This window comes from Leisingera coralii (assembly GCF_049056525.1).
GTDB classification, from domain to species: domain Bacteria; phylum Pseudomonadota; class Alphaproteobacteria; order Rhodobacterales; family Rhodobacteraceae; genus Leisingera; species Leisingera coralii.
Window position 1 is genome coordinate 37767 of the sequence record NZ_JBHUPT010000004.1, and the last position, 17940, is coordinate 55706.

At 65.5% G+C, this 17940-nt stretch carries 14 protein-coding genes; 2 read left to right on the forward strand and 12 right to left on the reverse strand.

The genetic code is table 11. From position 1 onward, the window contains the following. Nucleotides 1-34: 34 nt before the first annotated feature. Genes ACFMBG_RS02335 through ACFMBG_RS02365 form a run of 7 tightly spaced genes read right to left on the reverse strand, consistent with a single transcriptional unit; the run spans nt 35 to nt 6549 of the window. Nucleotides 35-514, reverse strand: coding sequence for a class I SAM-dependent methyltransferase (locus ACFMBG_RS02335; protein WP_421053122.1), 480 nt, complete (start codon nt 512-514; stop codon nt 35-37). Beyond that, nucleotides 515-1273, reverse strand: coding sequence for a polysaccharide deacetylase family protein (locus tag ACFMBG_RS02340; RefSeq protein WP_421053123.1), 759 nt, complete (start codon nt 1271-1273; stop codon nt 515-517). It lies immediately after the preceding gene. Next, nucleotides 1270-2406, reverse strand: a complete 1137-nt coding sequence (locus ACFMBG_RS02345; protein ID WP_421053124.1) for a glycosyltransferase family protein — start codon at nt 2404-2406, stop codon at nt 1270-1272. Before ACFMBG_RS02345 ends, ACFMBG_RS02340 begins: the two co-directional genes overlap by 4 nt. Continuing rightward, the gene (locus tag ACFMBG_RS02350; RefSeq protein WP_421053125.1) at nt 2403-2990 is read right to left on the reverse strand and encodes a histidine phosphatase family protein; all 588 of its coding nucleotides are present in this window, start codon (nt 2988-2990) and stop codon (nt 2403-2405) included. Before ACFMBG_RS02350 ends, ACFMBG_RS02345 begins: the two co-directional genes overlap by 4 nt. Beyond that, nucleotides 2987-4075 (reverse strand): glycosyltransferase family 4 protein, encoded by a 1089-nt coding sequence (locus tag ACFMBG_RS02355; protein ID WP_421053126.1) that lies wholly within the window; start codon nt 4073-4075, stop codon nt 2987-2989. The genes ACFMBG_RS02350 and ACFMBG_RS02355 overlap by 4 nt, the downstream gene beginning before the upstream one ends. A gap of 6 nt (nt 4076-4081) precedes the next feature. Next, entirely contained in the window at nt 4082-5326 is a 1245-nt protein-coding gene (locus tag ACFMBG_RS02360) for a glycosyltransferase family 4 protein (protein WP_421053127.1), read from the reverse strand. Beyond that, entirely contained in the window at nt 5323-6549 is a 1227-nt protein-coding gene (locus ACFMBG_RS02365) for a glycosyltransferase family protein (protein ID WP_421053128.1), read from the reverse strand. The genes ACFMBG_RS02360 and ACFMBG_RS02365 overlap by 4 nt, the downstream gene beginning before the upstream one ends. A 390-nt stretch (nt 6550-6939) precedes the next feature. Here ACFMBG_RS02365 and ACFMBG_RS02370 point away from each other — a divergent pair, with 390 nt between their 5' ends. Further along, a complete protein-coding gene (locus ACFMBG_RS02370) occupies nt 6940-9402 on the forward strand; it encodes a mechanosensitive ion channel family protein (RefSeq protein WP_421053129.1) in 2463 nt (820 codons plus the stop codon). Nucleotides 9403-9618: 216 nt separating this feature from the next. Here ACFMBG_RS02370 and ACFMBG_RS02375 read toward each other — a convergent pair whose 3' ends face one another. The 5 genes from ACFMBG_RS02375 to ACFMBG_RS02395 are packed head-to-tail and all read right to left on the reverse strand — an operon-like array spanning nt 9619 to nt 16828. Next, on the reverse strand, nt 9619-10965 hold the full coding sequence (locus tag ACFMBG_RS02375) for a CoA transferase (protein WP_421053130.1): 1347 nt from the start codon (nt 10963-10965) through the stop codon (nt 9619-9621). Beyond that, entirely contained in the window at nt 10962-12116 is a 1155-nt protein-coding gene (locus ACFMBG_RS02380) for an ABC transporter permease (RefSeq protein ID WP_421053131.1), read from the reverse strand. Before ACFMBG_RS02380 ends, ACFMBG_RS02375 begins: the two co-directional genes overlap by 4 nt. After that, on the reverse strand, nt 12113-13141 hold the full coding sequence (locus tag ACFMBG_RS02385; RefSeq protein ID WP_421053132.1) for an ABC transporter permease: 1029 nt from the start codon (nt 13139-13141) through the stop codon (nt 12113-12115). Before ACFMBG_RS02385 ends, ACFMBG_RS02380 begins: the two co-directional genes overlap by 4 nt. Further along, nucleotides 13141-15054, reverse strand: a complete 1914-nt coding sequence (locus ACFMBG_RS02390) for an ABC transporter substrate-binding protein (protein WP_421053133.1) — start codon at nt 15052-15054, stop codon at nt 13141-13143. Before ACFMBG_RS02390 ends, ACFMBG_RS02385 begins: the two co-directional genes overlap by 1 nt. Next, nucleotides 15047-16828: an ABC transporter ATP-binding protein gene (locus ACFMBG_RS02395; protein ID WP_421053134.1), complete on the reverse strand. Its 1782-nt coding sequence runs from the start codon at nt 16826-16828 to the stop codon at nt 15047-15049. The genes ACFMBG_RS02390 and ACFMBG_RS02395 overlap by 8 nt, the downstream gene beginning before the upstream one ends. A gap of 417 nt (nt 16829-17245) precedes the next feature. Here ACFMBG_RS02395 and ACFMBG_RS02400 point away from each other — a divergent pair, with 417 nt between their 5' ends. After that, on the forward strand, nt 17246-17911 hold the full coding sequence (locus ACFMBG_RS02400; RefSeq protein ID WP_421053135.1) for a TetR/AcrR family transcriptional regulator: 666 nt from the start codon (nt 17246-17248) through the stop codon (nt 17909-17911). Nucleotides 17912-17940: the final 29 nt, after the last annotated feature.

Here is a 17940-nt window from a genome sequence, read left to right on the forward strand (position 1 = left end):
GCGCTGCCCGGCCCGGGGCCGGACGGGACCTGAATCAGCCGGCCCGATAAAACATGTAGCGGCCGGGCGGGATGCCTTCGGGGCCGTCAAGCTCCTCGAACCCAGCCAGCGGCTGGCCGGAAACGATGATGCCGCCCGGGGCCATGACGCGGGCGATGGCGGGAGACAGGGCGGCGGCCTCGGCGACGTCCTTTTCCTTGACCCCGAAGCCGAAGTCATAATGCGCGAGAACGATACGGCGGCCTTCGCCGGCGAGCCGCTCCAGCATCGGTTTCGCTTCGCCCTGCAGGAAGTCCTGTTCCGGCGGGATGCAGGAGGGGTGGCATTGCAGCACCCGGTCGATCACCCAGATCCGGCGGCCGGACAGGATTTCGCGCAAATGGTCATAGGTGCGCCCGTTGCCAAGCCCCATGTCCAGCACATCACCCTCCATCGCGCTGATCTGCTCTGCGGCCCAGTTCAGGCCGTCGCGCTGGGCGGTGAGGCGGCGCAGCATGGAGTCGAGGCGGCTCATTCAGGACATCCTTTCATCATAGATCCAAGCCTCGGCCGGGCCAGCCAGCAGGCGTTTGGCGATCGCGGCGGTGAAGCTCCAGACAGCCTCGTCATGCACCAGGTGGTGGGTCAGCAGGCCGTAAGGCTCTGCGTTGTCCGCATCGCCCAGGCGTCGGTCGCGCAGCTGGCGCGTTACTTGCGCGATCAGCTGGTCCGGAGGCAGCAGGCTGCGGGAGCCCTTCCAGTCGATCGGATCCAGGTGAGTGTTCACCCGCAACAGGCCGGAGGCGGGTTTGGCGCTGCTGCGCGGGCCGAAGGTGGAGACCGCTGTGAACCCGGCACCGGCCAGCCAGGTCAGCATTTCCGGCGAGACCCTGTTCCAGGGCGGCACAAACATCGGCCGCAGGCTGGCGCCGAATAGTTCCCGCAGCCGGGCCAGTCCGCGCTCGGCATCGTCCAGCAGTTCGTCCAGCGGCCTGTGGGCCCCGAACTCTGCCTTTTTCTCGCCTGCTGGGGCGTTGTTCTGGTGCGCCCAGCCGTGCACCACCGGGATCAGCTGCGGATTGTCTGCAACAAAACGGGCCAGATCTGCCGTAGTGCCTTGGGGGATCACTGCCAGGTGCACTGGCAGATCAAGCTCCGCGGAGAGCTCTGCCAAGCGGTCCAGTTCGGCCGACTGGGACATTGCATCGTCGTCCCGCCACCACAAGGGCAGCGTCATTCCTGCCTCCTGCCAGTGCTCCAGTTCCCGGTCCAGACCGCTCCAATCCGGTGTCATCCGCGCCCTCCCGCAAGTTCTGCGGCAATCTCCACACTCCGGGCGGCTCCGTCAAACCTGAAACCGCCTGCAAGCCGCGGCGGCGCCTGCATTGCCGCCTTGACCGCAGCGCATAGCGTTTCGGGGGTGAGCTCTGCCGTTTTGACCACTTCCATGCCGTTCAGCGGGGCAAGGCTGGCGGCACGCAGGCCCTGTTCGGTCTCGTTACCCGCATCAAAGGGGATCAGGACCGCGGGCGTGCCGGCCTGCAACAGGTCGAGCGCAGTGTTGTAGCCGCACATGCTGACCGAGGCGGCGGCGTGAGAGAGCATCTGCCGGAAGTCCCTGCGCGCCGGTTCCAGCCGGGCAGGGGAGCCTGTGGCGGCAAACTCCGCGATCCGCGCTTCGGCGTCCGTGCCGCCGACCAGCAGGCGCCAGGGGGTGTCCGGCATATGTTTGGCCGCTTCCAGGGCTGCCCGGTAAAGAGGCGTGCCGACGCTGCCGCCGCCGGCGCTGACCAGCACCTCGCCGCGGCCTTTCAGCTTGGGATGCGGCCCGGCGGCGGGTGGCGCCACATACCCGGTGTAACGCAGCTTGGCCGCAAGCATTGGCGAAACCGGCCAGCTGGCTTCCAGTTTGGTAGCCGTGGGATCGGAGTGGACCAGCACCGCATCGTAGTACCGGGCGATGACCTGATCGGCCTTTTCAGCTTTCTCCGGCTTGGAGGGCGGGGCGAGGATGTCGCGGATGGAGGACAGGACCACCGGCCGCCGGGGCAGCGCATGGGCCGCTTCCAGCAGCGCCAGGAATTCCCGGCGCAGGGAGCGGCGGCCGAACGGGTAAAGTTCGGTGATCAGCACATCGGGCTGCAGCTTGTGCAGTGCTGCACAAAGGGCGTCCTGGCGGCGGGCCAGATATGTTTCCTCCGCCAGGGACCCATCCCCGGCCAGCAGCCGGGTGAAATCCACCCCATCCGAGCGCAGCGGCGGCAGCTGGATCAGGCCGGCCCCTTCGGCATTGAGCTGCGGGGCGGGGAAACCGCCGGAGGCCACTTGGACCTGGTGCCCGGCCGCGGTGAAGGCACGTGCCAGTGTCAGCGCGCGCGAAAGGTGGCCGGTGCCGAGGAGGTGGGTGACGGCAATCAGGACTTTCATGAGCTCCCCTCGCGGATCAGCCGGACAGGCTCGGCCCAGGGGGAGAGGGAGGCTCCCCCGATTTCCACCACAAACAGCCGGTTGCGCTTGATGCGGAAGGGGGCGGGGCCATCAAAGTTCCAGCCGTGGGCGCGGGCCAGGATCATCCGCATGATGCCGATGTGGCAGACCGCGACCGTGTCCCGCGCCAGGCTGTGCAGCCAGGGATCGATGCGGGCCCAGACTTCAGCCGGGCTCTCACCGCCGGGAGGGCGGTAGTGCCAGCCCCATTCCTCGATATCGCGGAAGCCGCTGTCTGGGTCGGCCTTCAGGTCCAGCCCGTGCAGCCCCTCCCAGTCGCCCCAGTTCATTTCGGTCAGCTCCGGAGCGGTGCGGGGCGGGCGGCCTGCGACAAGTTCGGCGGTTTCCGCCGCACGCATCAGCGGGCTGGACCAGAGTTCCGCGGCGTTCCAGGGGTCGGGCAGGGCGTATCCGCGCAGTTCCTCCCGGGCCTGATCGTCCAGCGGGATGTCACTGCGCCCCTGGATGCGGCCGGCGCGGTTCCAGGCGGTATGGCCGTGGCGGAGAAGGGCGAGGCGGATCATGCGCGTGTCTCCATCAGCAGGGCGGTAACCTCCCAAAAGCGGCGGGCGGCGGCAGGGGCGAGGTGGTGCCGGGCGATGTACCCGCGTGCCTCCCGGCCAATTCCGGAACGCAGCGCGGGGTTTGCAAGCAGGCTCGCCGTGAAAGCTGCGAGAGCTTCCGGGCCGTCTTCGGGCTCCGGGTAGGGCCGGGGCAGCAGCACATCCCGCACGCCGGGGCGGTTTTGAGCGGCAACCGGCAGGCCATGGGCCTGCGCCTCCAGATAGACCATGCCGAAGGCTTCGTTCACACCAGGCCACAGGAACAGGGAGGCGTTGGAGTAAGCAGCTGACAGGTCCTCGCGGTCAAGCTGGCCGAGAAAGCGGACCTTGCCGCCAAAGGGGGCCATCAGCGTCTCAACTTCGGAACGGACCGGGCCGCCGCCGGCAATGTCCAGCCGCCAGTCACCAGGCAAGTGCGCAAGTGTCTCCGCAATGATGCGGTAGGAGGCGAGCTTGTCGCCCGCGCGCATCATGCCTGCGGTCAGCATCGGGCCGTCCAGGGAAGACGCTGCGGGCAGATCCTCAGACGGCAGGAAGGGCGGCAGGTGCGCGAGGGTCTGGCCGCCGCAGCGGTCGCGCTCCAGTGCGAAATGGTCCTGCGCGGTGAAATAGAAGATCGCCGCAGCGGCATCGGCGGCAGCGTGGGCAGCTTCGGCAAAGCCAGCCCAAGGCCCGGTCAGGCGCTTTTTCGCGCGGGTGGATTCGATCTGCACATAGGGAATGCGGCGGGCGCGGGCCACGGCGGGGCCGATCAGATCCGGCGCCTTGTAGTAGTTGTGGTAGGTGACCCAGAGGTCAGCCGCCGGCAACTCCCGGATCAGCCGGGCGGTCTCGCCCTCTGCGGCCTTGCGCAGGTCTGCCTGCAGCGCGGTATCGCCGTGCTTGTCATAGGTCCTGAGGTCCGAGGCCAGCTGCACGTCTGCGCCACTGGCGGTGAGAAGGCCCATCAGGTTGCGGGCAATCTCGCGGTCGCCGGAGGGCACCGGGTGGTGCGGCGGCTTCATCGGCGCGTAGAAGGCGACCCGCTTTCCGGCTCCCTGCGGCATGACCTGTCAACTGTCCTGCAGCATCGCCGTCAGCCGTTTGGAGAGCTGGGCAATGCCGGGCTCCATGCCGAAATCCGAGCGCAGCCGGGCCAGTGCGGCGCCGGCCATCTCTGCCATTTTCTGCGGATGGCGGGCGGCGTAGAGCAGGGACTCGGCCAAGGCCTCCGGACTGTCTTCGTTGAGCAGGCCGTGGGTGCCGTGGGTAATGAACTCCGGGATGGCGGAGACCGGGGTCGACAGGATCGGCAGAGTTTGCGAGGCGGCTTCCATCAGCACGTTGGGCAGCCCGTCACGGTCACCGTCCGCCGCAACCCGGCTCGGCAGCACAAACAGGTCGGAGCTGCGCATCGCCTCGATCACCTCGGGCTGGTCGCAGGCCCCGCGCCAGGTGATGCGTTGGTCGATACCTGCATCCTCTGCCATGCCCTGCAAAAGATCGCCCAGACCGCCGCCGCCGATGTGGGTCCAGTGCCAGTCGAGGCCCGCGGGCAGCAGCGCCAGCGCGGCAATCAGCCGGTCAAAGCCTTTCTTTTCGACCAGCCGTCCGACGGACATGAAGTGCACGGGATCTTGCGGCTGGCGTGTTTTGCGCTCCGGCGGGGCAGGGAAGCGGGACAGGTCGAGCCCGTGATAAACCAGATCAACCCGGCCCGGTGTATCCGCCAGATCTTGCAGGTGCCTGGCGCCAAAGCCGGTGCAGGTGGCACCAAAGGCCGCGCCGTGATGGGCGGCGGAGAGTTTCTCCTGAAGCTCCCAGTCCGGCGAGGTCCAGATGTCCTTGGCATGAGCCGAAAAGCTCCACGGCAGGCCGCGCATGATCGCGGCATAGCGCGCGACGGAGGAGGGTGTGTGCAGGAAATGCGCGTAGAGGCCCAGCACTTCGTCAGGCATTTCAGCCGCCAGCACGCAGGCCTGGCCAAAGCGGCGGATACGGTTGGGGGTCAGATCGCGGCGCAGATCGGCGCGCCAGATGCGGTAAGCTTCGGCGTAGCCGGGCAGGTCCTGCGCAACGGCACGGGCGCGCCAGACCCGCTCCGGCTCCTGGTACAGGTATTCCGGCAGGTAGTTGACCTTGGCCTGCAGCTGCGCATGCAGCGGGTGGCGCTTGATATCGGTGGGGTGGCGCAGGGACCAGATTTCGAACGTGTGTCCAGCCGCTTCCAGGGCGACCAGTTCCTGGGCGATGAAGGTCTCGGACAGCCGCGGCCAGCCCTTGACCACCACCGCAAGGGGCGGGCGGGGAGCGCTCATTCAGCAGCCTCCCGGCGCGTGGCCTGCAGCAGTGCAGAGACCCGGCGGGTCACATAGTCCAGCCCGTCCAAAAGCCCCTCGGAGCCCGCGGCAGAGGGCGGCGGCTGGGTCGCCAGCGCGCGGATCGCCTTGGCCAGCGCCGGGGCGGTCCAGCCGTCGCGGGTCTCGTCCAGCATGGTGGTGAGGCCGATTTCTTCGGCGCGGCTGGCGCGGATCCATTGCTCCAGCCGCGGGGTGGTGCGGGGCACAATCACTGCGGGTTTGTCAAAGGACAGCACCTCGCAGAAGGTGTTGTAACCGCCCATGCAAACCACACCTTGGGCGCCCGCAAACAGCGTTTCGATCTGAGATTCAAAGCCGACAGCAGTGACGCGGCCGTCGAGCCTGGCGACGCGCTCCTCGAAATCCTCGCGCGTTTCGCCGGACAGGAAGGGGCCGTAAACCAGTACTGCGCGGGGCGACAGCTCCGGATCGGCTTCATAGGCCGATAGCACCAGGTCCACCATCATCTCGCCATCACCGCCGCCGCCGGGGGTGACCAGCAGATAGGGCTGCTCCGGCGGCTCGCCCACTTGGCCAAGGTCACGGCGCAAGTAGCCGGTCCAATGCATCCGGGCCTGCATCTCGGGTGTGAAGGGCAACCCTGCGGTCGGGTCATAGACAGAACGCGGCCCGTATACCCAGATCTCGTCATAGAAGTCGCGGGTGGCTTCTACCGCGTGCTTGCGCTCCCATTCGGCGGCCAGCACCTCGGGCTCGTCCAGGACGTCGCGCAGGCCCAGCACCATCTTGCAGCGGCCCTTGGACTTCAGCAGCTCCAGCGCCGGCATCAGTTCGCCGCGAAACCCTGTGGGCTCCTTGTCGGCCACCAGAACATCCGGTTCGTACTGTTCCACCGTCGAGCGGATCAGGGCAGCGCGCAGCTCGGCGGTTTCCTCGATGCTCATGCCCATTGTGCGCGAGGCATAGGAGCCATCGGCGCGTTTGATCACACCGGGCAGGCGGACATGGTCGACCCGGGTCGGAAAGGAAAACCGCCCCGCCACCGGCGAGCCGGTGAGGATCAGCGCTGAGGCGTCCGGGTTGGCTGCGGTAATCGCCCCCGCCAGCGCCCGCGAGCGGCGCAGATGCCCCAGCCCGAAGGTGTCGTGGCTGTAGAACATGATCCGCGGTCCGCGAGTGCCGGTGTCCGCTGCGGTCTCATGGGTGCCTGTTGCCGTCATAGGAGTGCCTGATCGGGGTCCCGGAGCGCGCCGGGCAAGAGGGTGGATCCGGCGGCGCCGGGGGCACGCCGGCCTGTGCTGCCGCTCGTCCCCGGGCGCGTGCTGTTGTGCTCCGCCATCGTCCGCCTCAGATTGCGCGCACCGCAGCCGGATTGGGCGGGGCGCGGTCAGTAATTGCCTTTGCAGCGTCCGGTCCTGGCAGGGTTTTGCAGGAACTTGGAACAGCTGACCGCCCAGAGGGCGGATATTTGGAATTGTATAGCCCGGACCCAGTGCGCATGCAATCATGCGCCTCTGTTGCGCAGCGCACAGGAAATTGCGCGCGCGCCATTTGCGCAACGCTCTTGCGCGTGGTTAATTTGATGCAAGTTTCCAAAAGGATAGGCGGCCATGCTGCAAATGTTGTTCCGGTTCCTCCTGTGCCTGCTGCTGAGTGTCGGGGTGGCGCCTCACGCTGGCGCGCAGGAAAGTGAAACGGCCGCGGCGGACGCGCTCTCCAAGGCGATTGAACAGGCGGCGGAAAGCGGTGTCAGCGTGGTTGTGGTCGACAGAAGCAGCCAGCTGCTGAATGCACCGCCTGCGGCGGAGCCGGACGCCGGGCATCCGGGCTCTGACGCGATGGAGCAGCCCTCGGTCCTGATGAAGGCGCAATCCAGGGTCGCCGCCTTCCGGGCGGAGCTGAACAGCCGGCTGGAGGCGCTGCCCTATTCGGTCTTCGAAATGCAGTACATCCTGCGCCAGACCAGTCCCGACGGGCGTATCATGACCTATGTCGAGGTGATGGGCTGGAGCGTGCTGTTCCTGCTGATCGGCCGCTGGCTGTCGACGGAGATCTACGGCAAGCGCTTTGCCAAACGGTTCGTGGTCGCGCGAATCCAGGAGACCCCAAAAGGATATCAGGAAAAGATGCCCTTCCTGGTCTTCCGGTTTCTGATGGGGATTGGCGCCACGGTTTTTGCGATGGTGTTCGCGGCGTTGATCTCCTACCTGATTTTCGGCGCCTCTGGCGATCCGTCCATCGAATTCACCGTGACGGCTGTTTACACCGCCTTCTTTCTGGCGCGCACGGTGTCCGACCTGTGGCGGATGGTGCTGTCGCCGTTCCTGGCCCAGTACCGGATACCGGTGTTTTCCGACCGGGATGCCAAGCGGCTCTATATCTGGGCATCGCTGCTGGCGACCTATGACATTTCCTCGACGCTCTTTGCCACCTGGGTCGGGGATTTCGGCCTCAACTACAATGTCTATGCGCTGGTCTACGGGGTTCTTGCCCTGGTGGGGACCCTGGGCAATCTGCTGATGGTTCTGGTCAACAGGCGGGCGATTTCAAACGCCATCCGCGCGGGTAGGGCGCCCGAGGGCTGCTCCTGGCTGGTGCGGGTCCTGGCCGTGGCCTGGGCGCCTGTCCTGATGGTCTATATGGCTTTCGGCTGGCTCAAGCTGGCCTTTGATCTGGTTCTGGAACAGGACATCTCGATCCCGCTGATGGCGGGGAGCTATTTCGTGCTCACCACGATCCTGGTTGTCTACGGGGCGATCAACTATGGCATCGAGCGGTATTTCAGCCGCGCCCGCCTGGTGAAGGACGAGGCGGCGGAGGCGGAGGAAGCTGGGGAGGCTGAACCCGCCACCCCGGCCGCTGAGGCGCCTGCCGCGACGGAGATCCTTCCGGAGACGCCCGGACCGGCAGCTGCCGCGACGATGAATGCGGAAGCCGTGGACGTGCCGCAGGACGGTGCAGTGCCGGAACCGGAAGACGAAGCCGAGGAAGAGGAAATAGCGCCGCGGTCCAAGCACCCGATTGCCACCTATGAGGATCTTGCCCGCAGGGTTGCAGGCATTCTCGCCTTTGTGGTCGGAGCCTACTCGCTGGTAATCGTCTGGAACCCGGAGGCCAGCTGGACCGGGACCACCGCCGCCGAACGGGTGGTCGATGTGACGGTGATCCTGTTCATCGGCTACATCGTCTATCACCTGTTCCGGATCTGGATTGACAGCAAGATCGACGAGGAGGCAGGCGGCCTTCCCGAGGCAGAACTGGGTGATGAAGGCGGTGCGGGGGGCGCCAGCCGGCTGGCAACGCTGCTGCCGCTGTTCCGCGGCGGGATTCTGGCCGTGGTGCTGGTGTCGATCGTGCTGATTGTGCTCTTGGAGCTTGGCATCAACGTGAGTCCGCTTTTTGCCGGTGCCGGTGTGGTCGGCCTGGCGCTGGGCTTCGGCTCGCAGGCGCTGGTGCGGGATATCTTCTCGGGTGCCTTCTTCCTCATCGACGATGCCTTCCGTAAGGGCGAATACATCGACATTGGCGACGTCAAGGGCACGGTCGAGAAGATTTCGGTCCGCTCCTTCCAGCTGCGCCACCATCTGGGCGCGCTGCACACCATTCCCTTTGGCGAGATCAAGGTGCTGACCAATTATTCCCGCGACTGGGTAATGATGAAGCTGCCGCTGCGGGTGACCTATGACACCGATGTGGAGAAGGTCCGCAAGCTGATCAAGAAGCTGGGCCAGAGGCTGATGGATGATCCGGTTGTCGGCCACACCTTCATCCAGCCGCTGAAGTCCCAGGGCGTGATCGAGATGCAGGACTCGGCGATGATCATCCGGGTGAAATTCATGACCAAGCCGGGGGATCAGTGGATCGTCCGGAAACGTGTGTACCAGGAGATCCGCGAGCTGTTTGCCCGCGAGGGCGTCAAGTTTGCCCATCGTGAAGTCACAGTGCGGCTGGCGCCGGACCAGGAGGATGAGCTGACCCCGAAGCAGAAGGACGCTGCGGTGGGTGCGGTGCAGGCGGCCATCGACGAAGACATGCTGGAAGAAATGGGCGGACCCGGAGGCGACGACCGCTGAGGCTGCGCACGGACGCTCTCCTGCCCCCGCGCCGGACCGCTGGCGCGCTCCGCTTGGGGTTGGGCGTGGCGCCGCGCTGCCGCGCGCCGCTGCCTCCGGCGGGAGTATTTGCCTCATACAGACACGCAGCCCGCAGAACCGGGCTTCTTTCTGGTCCAAAATACCCCGGGGTGAATTGGCCGCAGGCCAAGAGGGGCAGCGCCCCTTCCTATGCGGTTATTCCGGCCAAGAGGCCGCGTTGCTGCCGCAGCGGCCAGCAGGCAGGTTCCAGCGGATCGGGCTTGACCCAACCCTGAGCGGTGGCGCGAGACGGCGGCCCGGGCCCCAGCCAGTGTTCTCGATCTCTTCGGCATAGTCGCTGCCCGCAGGCGTGGAGAGTCCCGGGCCTTCGGCCGTTATTGCCAATCCCGCAAGCAGCTCAGCCGTGCGCGCCAGGGAGAGATACGCTGAGGGAACCTCTTCTCTCCGGGCCGCTGCGGTGAGCGCTGAGAGCACCGCGGCAGCCATCAGATAGCCGGTGGCGTGGTCCAGTGCTTGTACCGGTAGCGGAGTTGGCCTGTCCGACTTGGCCCAGGCGCGGCCGGCATCGGCAATCCCCGCGCTCATCTGCACCAGGCTGTCGAAGCCACGGCGGGCCGCCCAGGGGCCGGTCCAGCCGTAGGCGTCCAGCGTCACCTCCACCACGTTTGGCGCGAGCTGGCGGCGGCTGTCTGCACCGTATCCCAGCGCGTCCAGAGCACCGGGGCGGTAGCCGTGCACCAGCACGTCCGCCTTCGCCACCAGGGTTTCTAACACCAGCCTGTCTTCACCTTTGGTGAGATCCAGTGCGGCCATGCGCTTGCCCAGGGAAATGTCGGTGATCACCCCTGGCTCATCCCATCCGGGCGGGTCGATGCGCAGCACATCGGCTCCGAACCCGGCCAGGGTTCGGGTTGAAACCGGCCCCGCAAGAACCCGGGTCAGGTCCAGCACGCGGAGCCCCGCCAGCGGGCGTTCCGCCGTAGCCTGGGGCCGATCCCGCAGCCGGACGGTGCGGGGGGAGGCCCACTGGACCAGCGGCTCCGCCGCGATGGCGCGGCCTTGCGGATGCGCCAGCCAGTCCGCGCGGCTGCGCATGGCAGCTGCCACCCCGCCTCCGGCCACGATTTCACTCTCCAGCCTGTCCGCCTGCCATTGGCGCACCGCGGTGGCCACGGCGCTGCGCTCACCCGCGCATCCCAACACCCGCAGCGCGGCCCGGCGGTGGTGCGGCAGGTTGGTGTGCAAGCGGATCCAGCCGTCCTGCGATTCATACACACTCGCGATTGCATCCCACAGGCTGGGGAGCTCCCAGCCATCGGGGCGGAAACTGTAGCTGAACCAGAGGGACGCCAGCCGCTGATTGACGGTGACCTCCGGGGCTGAGGGCGCGAGGTTCAGCGCCTCTATCAGCTGCGCAAGCTCCAGGCCCACGGCGGCAATCGAGGCATTGGCCAGCTCCGTCACCGCAAAGGCGCTGCGCCATTGACCTGTGCCGGTGAGGCGGTAGGCGCCCGCAGCAGGCAGGGCGGCAAGCAGCGTCATTGCTGATAGGGGTCCAGACTGTCGCGCAGACCGTCGCCGAGGAAATTGAAAGCCAGCACGACAATGACAATCGGCAGCATCGGAACGGCCAGCCAGGGGTAGATCTCGACCGCGGTCAGGTTCTGCGCGTCATTCAGCATCACCCCCCAGCTGACCGCAGGCGCCCGCAGGCCAAGGCCAAGAAATGAGAGCGCGGTTTCGCCCAGGATCATTGCCGGGATAGACAGGGTGGCCGAGGCAATCAGGTGCGACATGAAGTTCGGCAGCAGATGTTTGCGGATCACCCGCCCGGAGGAGGCGCCCATCATCTCGGCTGCGCGGACATATTCCTCTTCCCGCAGGGACAGGAACTTGGAGCGCACCGAACGGGCCAGTCCGGGCCAGTCAAGAATGCCGAGGATGATCGAAATGATGAAGAACACCGCAACCGGCGACCAGTTCGATGGCACCGCGGCAGAAAGCGCCAGCCACAAGGGCAGCTCCGGCAGCGACCGCAGGATCTCGATCACCCGGTTCACCATCCAATCGATCCGGCCGCCGAAATAGCCGGCGACGCTGCCGAAGAATATCCCAAGAACAAAGGAAACCGAAATCCCGATCAGGCCCACCGTCAGGGACAGCTGCGCCCCATACGATACCCGGCTGAAGATGTCGCGGCCCAGACGGTCGGATCCCAGGATGAAGATCGTTGCCTCCTCGCTGGCACAAAACAGGTGGCGGTTGCTTTCGATGAAACCGGCCAGGTTATAGGTGCTGCCCTCGCAGAAGAACGAAAGCTTGAGCGGGCGCGAGGTGTCCGGCTTGAACTCCCATTGAAAGGTCTCAAGGTTTGCCTCGGATGTCATCGGGTAAACGAAAGGCCCGACGAATTCGCCCTCGTGGAACAGCTTGATGGATTGCGGCGGCGAGTAAAGATGCTCCGAAAACCGCTGATTGGGGCCGTAAGGCGCAATGAAGCCGGCAAACGGGATCAGGCCGTAGGCAATCAGAAGGAAAATGCCCGAGATCAGTCCCAGCTTGTGCGTCTTGAACTTGCGCCAGACCAGCAGCCAGTTGGGGGCGTCCAGGTCCTTTCGCTCCAGCTCCAGCAAAGAGGCCTGCGGGTCGAAGGGTTCATCGTCGACGTAACGTCCATCGGGCAGCTGGGTCATGCGTCGCGTCCCTCGTAGCGGATTCTGGGATCGAGCAGCACCAGCAGCACGTCAGAGATCATGGTGCCGATCAGGGTGAGCAGGGCGACGAACATCAGAACGAAGCCCGAGAGGAACATGTCCTGGGTCTTGAGCGCGGTCAGCAGGGTCGGGCCGATGGTCTGCAGCCCCAGCACCACCGACACCAGCACCGAGCCGGAAATCATCGCGGGCAGCAGGTTGCCGATATCGGCGACAAAGGGGTTGAAGGCGATCCGCAGCGGGTATTTTGCCAGCATGCGGGAGGGCGCCATGCCCTTGGCGATGGCGGTTTCCACATAGGGCTTGCCCAATTCGTCCAGCATGTTGGCCCGCAGCCGCTGCATCATGGCGGAGGCACCGGAGGTGCCGATCACGAAGGTTGGCACGATCAGGTGGACAAGGATGGATTTCACCTTCTCCCAGTTCATCGGCGCGCCTTCGAATTCGGGTGCCATCAGTCCGCCGATCGGCAGGTCGAACCAGCGGTGGCCGTAGTAGAACAGGATCAGTGCCAGCAGGAAGTTCGGCGTGGCCAGCCCCAGGTAGCCGACAAAGGCGGTGGAGTAGTCGACCCAGGTGCGGGCCCGGGCGGCGGCCAGAACGCCCAGCGGCAGCGCCACCGCATAGACAAACACCACTGCCGCCAGGTTCACGAGAACGGTCAGCCACAGGCTGTCTCCGACGATATCGGCCACCGGGCTATCGAACTCGAAGGACCAGCCGAAGTTGCCTTGGATCATGCCGGAGAATCCGTGCGGACCGGGCATGAAGCCCATCCAGATCATGTATTGCTGCCACAGCGGCTTATCGAGCGCATATTCCTTGCGCAGGAACTCCGCTTTGGCGACGCCCGCGGACTGGCCGGTGGCTTGCAGCTCGGCGATCTGGTTCGACAGGTAGTCGCCGGGCGGCAGGTTGATGATGGCAAAGATCAGCACCGACACCACCAGCAGCGTGAGCAGCATGGTGCCAAAGCGGTAAATGGCGTATCGCAGGATTTCCATCAGCCCTCGCCATCTTCGAAAAAGAACTCATCCGGGTGGTAGACGCCGAAGTGCGCACCCGGGTCCCAGGCCCAGATCGCCTTCTCCGGCACGTTGCGCAGGCGGTTGCTGACCACGACGGGCTGCGGTGCGGCGGCCACCACGCCGATGGCATAGACCTGGTCCGCATGAATCTTCAGCATTTCGCGCCAGGCGGCGGCGCGCTTTGCATGGGTGGAGGCCATGTTCCAGTCCTGCAGCAGCTCCATCAGCCGCTGGGCGGGGGCCATATCCGGCGGCTCGCCCGCGTTGCCGCCGGTTTGGTAGTATTGACCCCATTTGGGCCATGACAGGAACACCTGATCGGTCGGTGCCAGATAGGCGGGCGAGGTATAGGCCTGCGGCAGCCCGTTGTCCCAGCCGAACCAGGCAGACGACATGGTGGTGCCCGAAAACACCCTGTTGCGGAGGATGTCGCGGTCCAGCGGCCGCATCACCAGTTTCACCCCGACATCGCGCCAGTCGTCGGTGATGATCTGCAGCGCGTTTTCCACCTCTTCACGCTCGCCTGCGGTTTCCACCACCAGCTCCATCCGCCGCCCATCGGGCAGATAGCGGATGCCGTAGCCGTCCTTTTCGGTGAGGCCTGCCTCGTCCAGCAGCTGGTTGGCCAGCTCCGGGTTGAAGTCCGCCCAGGCCTCGCGCAGCGCCGGGTCGAAGAATTCGCTCCGCTCCAGCACTGTCATGGCGCCGGGCTTGGCCAGATTGAAATAGAGCGCCCGGTTGATGGCGCGCCGGTTGATGGCCAGCGACAGCGCCCGGCGCACCCGCACGTCGCGCAGGATCTCGCGCCAGACCGGGTCGTTCACGTTGAGGTTCGGATAGATGGCAATCTGCGACGCAGCGCCCGAGCCCCAGAGGTAGGTCGTATAGTTCCGGCCGTCCTTCTCGCCCTTGCGCAGGATCGGAATGTCTCGGAAACCAAGGCCGCGGGCCTGCAGGTCTGTCTCGCCCGCGTTTGACTTGGCCGCCACCAGCCCGGCAGTGACGATCTCCATTTCCACCGTGTCGATATAGGGCAGTTGCACGCCGCGGCTGTCGATCCGGTGATAATAGGGATTGCGCACGAACTGGTGGCGGATCTTCTTGCCAGGCGAAGCGTTGATCCAGGGCTGCAATGTCGGAAGCTCGTGGTTATCGAACTTGTACATGTTGTCGTACTTGTTGTGCAGCGCCGCCCAGCTTTTGACGCGGGCGTAATCGACTTCCTCTGCCAGAATCTCCGGATCGGCATAATCGGCATGGAACTGTTTCAGATACTTTGCCGGCCGGTAGATGAAGGGCGGGCGGGCCTGGGCCAGCAGGTGCAGGAAGCCGGGGTTGGGCGCGTCCCACTCGTAGATGACAGTGGTCTCGTCGGGAAAACTCACCCGCGGCAGCTTGCCCTGCACCCGCATGAAATCGGGCGGTCCGGCCGGGCTCAGCAATTCGTTGTTGGCAACGTCTTCCCACCAGTACCGGAAATCGGCCGAGGTGAAGGGGTCGCCGCTGGACCAGCGGTGGCCAGGGCGCAGTTTCAGCGTGAAGCGGCGGTTGTCTTCGCTCTCGAAGCTCAGCAGGACGTCCGGCTGCAGCTGGTAGTTTTCGTCGTATCCGGCCAGCCGCGCATAGCCATAGACTACCATCTGGCGGATATCCTTGGAGCGGGTGACCATGGTGTTCAGCGTGCCGCCCTGAATGCCGAATTCACGCCCCTTGGCCGCCAGATCCACCACCAGCGGCACCTCGGGTATACGCTTGGCGGCAGGCGGCATGTAACCAGCTTTGACCTCGGAGCTCCAGAAGGCGCTCTCCTGCACCTCGGGCCCGGCCTGAGCGGTGAGAGGTGCCAGGCAGAGCGCAGCGGCGAGGAGGGGTTTCAGGGCATCAAACATGGCAGCGTACCTTGTGGCCGTGTTCCAGGTGGAGCATGTTCACTAGCGGCGGCGCTTCGGAGCCATTGAAGCGGAACTCCTCGGGCCAGCATTCCGGTGCGCCGGCTCCCTGGGCCACCAGTTTCAGGTTGATGGGCCGGTCGATATCGGGCTCGGGCTGGGCAGCGATCAGCGCCTTGGTGTAAGGGTGCTGGGGATTGTAAAACAGGGTTTCCGGCGGTGCCTGTTCGACAATCAGCCCGCGCCGCATCACCGCCACTTCATCGGCAATCCGGGCGACCACAGCCAGATCGTGGCTGATGAAGAGGTAGGACAATTTTTTCTGGTCGCGGATCTCTTCCAGCAGCCGCAGGATCTGCTCCTGCACCGAGACATCCAGCGCCGAGGTCGGCTCGTCGCAGACGATCAGCGCCGGGTCCAGCATCAGCGCCCGGGCGATCGACAGGCGCTGGCGCTGGCCGCCGGAGAACGCGTGCGGATAGCGTTTCAGCATGTCCGGCGACAGTCCGACCAGGCGCAGCATCTCCGCCGCCTTGTCGCGGCGGTCGGCGCGGCTGCCGATGCGGTGGATGTCCAGCGGTTCCACCAGAGTGTCCTGGATGCGCATCCGCGGCGACAGCGAGGAATAGGGGTCCTGGAACACCATCTGCGCCTGGCGCTGAAAGGCGGTGCGCGCGGCGCGGTCCATGTCGTGGACGGTAACCGGAGGTTCTCCCGGAGCCGGGCGGAACAGAACTTCGCCGCCGGGATCGGGCAGTTCCGCTCCCAGCGCGATCCGCGCCGCGGTGGTTTTGCCGGAGCCGCTTTCGCCGACGATCGCCAGTGTCTCTCCGCGGGACACCCGCAGGTCGATCTCGCGGCAGGCGTGGATCAGGGTGGGCGCCTGCCAGCCCTTGCTGGCCCTGAGCGTGTAGGTCTTGGAGACCGACGTCATCTCCATGATCAGGTCATCGCGCGAGGGCGGGATGGCGACCACCGCCTCATCCGGAATGCCGGGTGCGGCCTTGAACAGCGCCTGGGTATAGGGATGAGCAGGCGCGCGCAGCATCGGCTCCGCCCCGCCGGATTCCATCACCCGCCCCTTGTGCATCACCACCACCTGCTCGGCCATGTTGGCGACCACGCCCAGGTCATGTGTGACCAGGATCATCGCCATGCCGGTTTCGCGCTGCAGATCCTTCATCAGCCCCAGCACCTGCGCCTGGGTCGTCACATCCAGCGCCGTGGTCGGTTCGTCGGCGATCAGCAGTTGTGGCTTGGCTACCATCGCCATGGCGATCATCGCCCGCTGGCGCATGCCCCCGGACAGTTCAAACGGATAGGAGCGGTAGGTCCGGTCGGGTTCCGGGAAGCCAACCCGCTCAAAGCACTCCAGCACAATTTCGCGGGCTTCGCGCTCGCTTTTGCGGCCATGCAGCCACAGCACCTCGGACACCTGGTTGCCGATCCGGTGCAAAGGGGACAAGGAGCGCATCGGCTCCTGAAAGATCATCGACACGGTGTTGCCGCGCACATCGCGCATCCGGCGTTCCTCCAGCGTGGCCAGATCCATCTGGCCTTTGCCGGTGTCCAGCAGGATGCGCCCGGAGCGCAGTTGCGCCACCTTCGGCAGGATGCGCAGAACCGCGCGGCAGGAGATCGTCTTGCCCGACCCGCTTTCCCCGACCAGCGCCAGTGTCTCACCCGGCCGGACGGCAAAGCTCACGTCCTGAACGACGGAGTCGTCCTTGTTAAATCCGATGCTGAGGTTTTCGACGGACAGCAGCGGGCGCATTCAGATGTGTCCGCCCGGCTGGTTCAAGGCGTGCATGAGTTCGTGTTTTCCCCTGTTTTTTTGCCTCACCTTCGCGCGCCGGGGGCGGTTTAGTCAAACCCCATTTGGCCAGAGGCCCGCGGTGAAAGGGAAATTTTGCCGGTATTTGCTGCGCGCAGTCTGATGCCGATTGGGGCTGCCACGCTGTATCCGTGCCGGATTCGTGACGGTTCCGCCCGCCGGAGGCGCGGCGATCACATCTGGTCACATACGCGTGCCAGGCCACTCCAGTGCGGCACAGCCCTACAGTTCAGGGCCTGTGGCCACAGGGGCACTTGATTACCGCCGCTGTTACCGGTCTGCGGAATTGCCATGTTGGCGCTGGCTGGGCACCCGGCATAAGATGCCCGCAAACGCGAATGATCCGAAGGGCCGCACATGACGCAGAAACCTGTTCTTCACCGCGACGATCCGGAGGCCGAGCCGCTGGTCGGCAATATCAAGGTCACCCGCAATGACTGGCTGAATGTGGCGATGGACGTGCTGATCTCTGACGGGGTGGAGCAGGTGAAGGTGCTGGCGCTGGCGGAAAGGATGCAGGTCTCGCGCTCGTCCTTCTACTGGTACTTCAAGTCGCGCCAGGATCTGCTGGACGCGCTGCTCAAGACCTGGGAGCAGACCAACACCGCCGGCATGGTCCGCCAGGCAGAGGCGCCTGCCAAGACCATTACCGGGGCGGTGCTGAACGTGTTCCACTGCATCACCAACCCCAATCTGTTCAACACTGCGCTGGATTTTGCGGTGCGTGACTGGTCGCGCCGCTCCGGCAAGGTGCGCAGCCTGCTGGACCGCTCGGACCGCCGCCGCGTCGAAGCCTTGACCGGCATGTTCGAACGCTACGGCTACCCGGAGCGCGAGGCGGTGACCCGCGCCAAGGTGCTTTATTACATGCAGCTCGGCTATGACATGGCCGACCCGAACGAAAGCCACGCCCACCGGCTGGAGGTGACGCCGGAATACCTCAAGGTGTTCACCGGGCGCGAGCCGCTGCCGGAGGAAATGGAGGCCTTTACCGAATTCACCCGGCAGCACTGGGACGTGTAACGCGCCGGCCCGGACGGGCCGGCGGCAGG

Bases quoted from the DNA above. Each gene is read 5' to 3' on its own strand.
- ACFMBG_RS02335 (WP_421053122.1), bottom strand. From the start codon at position 514: ATGAGCCGCCTCGACTCCATGCTGCGCCGCCTCACCGCCCAGCGCGAC.
- ACFMBG_RS02340 (WP_421053123.1), bottom strand. From the start codon at position 1,273: ATGACACCGGATTGGAGCGGTCTGGACCGGGAACTGGAGCACTGGCAG.
- ACFMBG_RS02345 (WP_421053124.1), bottom strand. From the start codon at position 2,406: ATGAAAGTCCTGATTGCCGTCACCCACCTCCTCGGCACCGGCCACCTT.
- ACFMBG_RS02350 (WP_421053125.1), bottom strand. From the start codon at position 2,990: ATGATCCGCCTCGCCCTTCTCCGCCACGGCCATACCGCCTGGAACCGC.
- ACFMBG_RS02355 (WP_421053126.1), bottom strand. From the start codon at position 4,075: ATGCCGCAGGGAGCCGGAAAGCGGGTCGCCTTCTACGCGCCGATGAAG.
- ACFMBG_RS02360 (WP_421053127.1), bottom strand. From the start codon at position 5,326: ATGAGCGCTCCCCGCCCGCCCCTTGCGGTGGTGGTCAAGGGCTGGCCG.
- ACFMBG_RS02365 (WP_421053128.1), bottom strand. From the start codon at position 6,549: ATGACGGCAACAGGCACCCATGAGACCGCAGCGGACACCGGCACTCGC.
- ACFMBG_RS02370 (WP_421053129.1), top strand. From the start codon at position 6,940: ATGCTGCAAATGTTGTTCCGGTTCCTCCTGTGCCTGCTGCTGAGTGTC.
- ACFMBG_RS02375 (WP_421053130.1), bottom strand. From the start codon at position 10,965: ATGACGCTGCTTGCCGCCCTGCCTGCTGCGGGCGCCTACCGCCTCACC.
- ACFMBG_RS02380 (WP_421053131.1), bottom strand. From the start codon at position 12,116: ATGACCCAGCTGCCCGATGGACGTTACGTCGACGATGAACCCTTCGAC.
- ACFMBG_RS02385 (WP_421053132.1), bottom strand. From the start codon at position 13,141: ATGGAAATCCTGCGATACGCCATTTACCGCTTTGGCACCATGCTGCTC.
- ACFMBG_RS02390 (WP_421053133.1), bottom strand. From the start codon at position 15,054: ATGTTTGATGCCCTGAAACCCCTCCTCGCCGCTGCGCTCTGCCTGGCA.
- ACFMBG_RS02395 (WP_421053134.1), bottom strand. From the start codon at position 16,828: ATGCGCCCGCTGCTGTCCGTCGAAAACCTCAGCATCGGATTTAACAAG.
- ACFMBG_RS02400 (WP_421053135.1), top strand. From the start codon at position 17,246: ATGACGCAGAAACCTGTTCTTCACCGCGACGATCCGGAGGCCGAGCCG.